The following is a 3,482-nucleotide window of genomic DNA, read 5'->3' as shown; positions in this document are numbered from 1 at the left end:
CCGGCGCGCTGATCGGCTCGGCAAGCGGTGCGGCCGGTGCCGGCGCGGCGATCGGGGCCGGTACCGGCCTGGTCGCCGGCACGGCGGTCGGCGCCGGCACGGCCGCCGCGTCCTCCGCCAACCTGCAGGCGCGCTTCGACGCGGCCTATGCGCAATGCATGGCCAGCGCCGGCAACACGGTGCAGGCGGCGCCCGCCTATGCGGCCTGGCCCTATGCCGCGCCGGCCTATCCCTATCCCTACCCGTACTGGGGCTACGGCTATCCCTATTGGCCCTATGGCTGGTGGCCGAGCGTCTCGCTCGGCTTCTACGGGGGCTATGGCCGGCCCTATTATGGGCGGCCCTACTACTACGGCCGCCCCTACGGCTATCGCCGCTGGTAGCGGCGCGCGGTCAGACCGCGCGGATGGCGGCGTCCTCGGCCTTCGCCTCGGCGCCGCCGAGCGCCGCGACCAGCGCGGTGCGCAGGGCAGCCAGCTTGCGCTCGTTCTCGACCTTCAGGCCGAACACATCCTTCACATAGAAGACGTCCACCGCGCGCACGCCATAGGTGGTGATGTGGGCCGAGCCGATCTGCAGGCCCTGCTCGCTGATCGCGGCGGTCACGTCGTGCAGCAGGCCCGGGCGGTCGCGGCCGTTGACCTCAATCACGGTGTGGCTGTTCGAGGCATGGTTGTCGATGACGACGCGCGGCGGGATCTGCACGGCGCGCAGCCGCGCCGGTTCCCGCCGCAGCTTGCCGATCTCGGCCTCCAGCCGCAGCCGGCCCGACAGCGACTGCTCGATCAGCACGGCCAGCCGCGCCAGGCGGTGCGGCGCATCGAAGGCGCCGCCGGCGGCGTCCTGCACCCAGAAGGTGTCGAGCGCCATGCCGTTGGTCATGGTGTGGATGCGCGCATCCACGATGGAGGCGCCGGCCACCGCCAGGGCACCGGCGATGCGGCTGAACAGGCCGGGATGGTCGGTGGTGTAGACCGTCACCTCGGTCACTGCGCGGCTCTCGATGACGCGGCTGCGCACGGTCAGCGGCGCGCCCTCCGCATCGGCCTCGCGGATCATGTGCGCGTGGCGCGCATGCGTCTCGGGGTCGAAGGAGAGCCAGTAGCCGGGGTAGCCGAGCGCCAGGAAGCGCTCCACCTCCGCCGGCGCCATGTCGGCCAGCAGCCCGGCCGCTGCCTGCCGCGCGCGGGCGACGCGGGTGTCGCGTTCCGGCACGGAAAGCCCGCCCGCCAGCACCTCCGCGACGCGCCAGTAGAGCTCGCGCAGCAGCGTCGCCTTCCAGCCGTTCCAGACCTTCGGGCCCACGGCGCGCATGTCGGCGACGGTCAGCACCAGCAGCAGGCGCAGGCGTTCCGGCGACTGCACGGTCTCCGCGATGTCGAGGATGGTCTTCGGATCGTCGATGTCGCGCTTGAAGGCGGTCTGGCTGATCAGCAGGTGGTTCAGCACCAGCCAGGAGACGGTCTCCGTCTCCTCCGGCGTCAGGCCGAAGCGGGGACAGAGGTCGAGTGCGATCTCCGCCCCGAGCTCCGAATGGTCGCCGCCGCGGCCCTTGGCGATGTCGTGCAGCAGCACCGCGACATGCAGCGCGCGGCGGGACTGCACCTGGCCGATCAGCTCCGAGGCGACGGGCGCGACCTCCGCGAGGTCGCCGCGCTCCAGCTGGCCGAGCACGCCGATGGCCTCGATCGTGTGCTCCTCCACGGTGAAGACGTGGTAGGTGTCGAACTGCATCAGCCCGACGATGCGCGCCCAGTCCGGGATGAAGCGGGAAAGGAAGCCCACCTCGTTCAGCGTTCGCAGCCAGCGCGCTGCGTCGCGGCCGCACAGCACGTCGAGGAACAGCGCATTGGCCGCCGGATCGTCGCGCAGGCGCACGGCGTAGCGCGCGTTTCGCACCAGGGCGCGGTGCGCCAGCGGGTGGATCTCGAGCCCACGGTCGCGCGCCGCGCGCACAAGGCGGAGCATGATGGCCGGGTCTTCGGCCACGTTGCGGTCCGGCGAGAACAGTACCTTGCCGTCGGCCAGCGCGATGCCCGCCCCGCTGAGGGCCGCGTCGCCCGAAGGCAGCACCGCCGGCGGGCCGAGCGCCGCGCGCTCCAGCGCGGGCTCGAGCAGCCGCGTCAGCCGCACCACGTCGCGCGCGGTGAGGAAGAGGTGCTTCATGAAGCGCTCGACGCCATCCTGCACGCCGTGGCGCGTGTAGCCCATGCGGGCGCCGACCACCGGCTGCAGGTCGAAGGTGAGCCGTTCCTCCGCGCGACCGGTGACGTAGTGGAGGTGGAAGCGAACGGTCCAAAGGAAGTTCCAGGCCCGGCGGATGGCGCGCGCCTCCTGCGGCGTCAGCAGCCCGCCGCCCGGGCTGTCGGCTCCGACCAGCTCCGGCATGCGCTGCACGCCGAAGGCATGGCGTGCCAGCCAGTAGAGCGTCTGCAGGTCGCGCAGGCCGCCGCGGCCTTCCTTGACGTGCGGCTCCACCAGGAAGGGGCTGTCGCCGTAGCGGGCATGCCGCGCCGACCGCTCGTTGCGCTTGGCGGCGAGGAAGGCGGCAAGGCCCGATTGTTTGCGGAAGGCGGCGAAGGCGGCGTCGAAATGCTCGAACACGACGCGGTCCCCGGCCAGGAAGCGAGCGTCGATCAGCGCCGTCTGCACCGTCACGTCGCCCTTGGCGTCCTCGATGCATTCCTCGACGGTGCGGGTCGCGTGCCCCACCTTCAGCCCGAGGTCCCAGAGCAGGTAGAGCATGAACTCCACCGCGCGCCGGCCCTGCGGGCCGAGCGGCCGGTCGGACAGGAACAGCAGGTCGATGTCGGAATAGGGCGCCAGGACGCCGCGGCCATAGCCGCCGGTGGCGATCAGGGCGAAGGGCGGCTCGGTCGGCGTGCCGTGCTCCGGCCCGGTCGGGACCATCGCCACGGTGTAGGCGTGGATCGCCCCCACCAGCCCATCGGTCAGTGCCGCCAGCCAGCGCGCCGCGGCCAGGCCGGAAAGCTCATGCGCCTCGAAGGCGCGCTGGACCTTGCCCTGGATGCGGCCGAGCTGGCGACGGAGCTGGCCCAGCGCCTCGTCGCGCAGAATCGGCCGGCCGCCTTCCAGAAGCGCGGCAATCAGGTCGGGCAGGACTTCGGGCGCCTCTCCCGCCTGGGGCCCGGGGGATGACCCGGCCGCATCGGGGGCCTGCGCCAGCTTCATCGGCATCATTGTCACGATACCGACTTGCGCGCCCCGGCAACAGCCTCGTCTTGTTGCGATGCGGTATGCGCCTCGCACAGGGATTTGAGGCGGTACAGCGCCTCCTGCGCCTCGCGCGGGGACAGGGCATCGGGATCGATCTCCGCCAGCGCGGCGTGCAGGGCGGAGGGGGGCGTGGCCGCCGCCGGCTGGGCCGGCCGTGCGAACAGCGGCAGCTCCTCGGCCAGCGCATCCGGCCCGCCGGCCCGGGCGCGCGCCTCCAGCGCGGCCAGAACCTGGCTGGCGCGGGC

The 3,482-nt window shown here is 72.5% G+C and carries 2 protein-coding genes and 1 pseudogene; 1 reads left to right on the top strand and 2 read right to left on the bottom strand.

Features of this window, described 5'->3' with window-relative positions:
• Positions 1-383: pseudogene (locus OZN99_RS27805) on the top strand (hypothetical protein); the annotation flags it as partial.
• Between the two features lie 10 nt (positions 384-393).
• Here OZN99_RS27805 and OZN99_RS27800 read toward each other — a convergent pair.
• A complete protein-coding gene (locus OZN99_RS27800) occupies positions 394-3,201 on the bottom strand; it encodes a [protein-PII] uridylyltransferase (protein WP_270938470.1) in 2,808 nt (935 codons plus the stop codon).
• 2 nt (positions 3,202-3,203) lie between these two features.
• Positions 3,204-3,482, bottom strand: a 279-nt coding sequence (locus OZN99_RS27795; protein WP_270938469.1) for a hypothetical protein, incomplete at its 5' end; no start/stop codon positions are given.

It is taken from the genome of Falsiroseomonas oryzae, from assembly GCF_027856955.1.
Taxonomy (GTDB): domain Bacteria; phylum Pseudomonadota; class Alphaproteobacteria; order Acetobacterales; family Acetobacteraceae; genus Falsiroseomonas; species Falsiroseomonas oryzae.
This window is presented reverse-complemented; position numbering and strand designations above follow the sequence as displayed.

Bases quoted from the DNA above. Each gene is read 5' to 3' on its own strand.
- OZN99_RS27800 (WP_270938470.1), bottom strand. From the start codon at position 3,201: ATGATGCCGATGAAGCTGGCGCAGGCCCCCGATGCGGCCGGGTCATCC.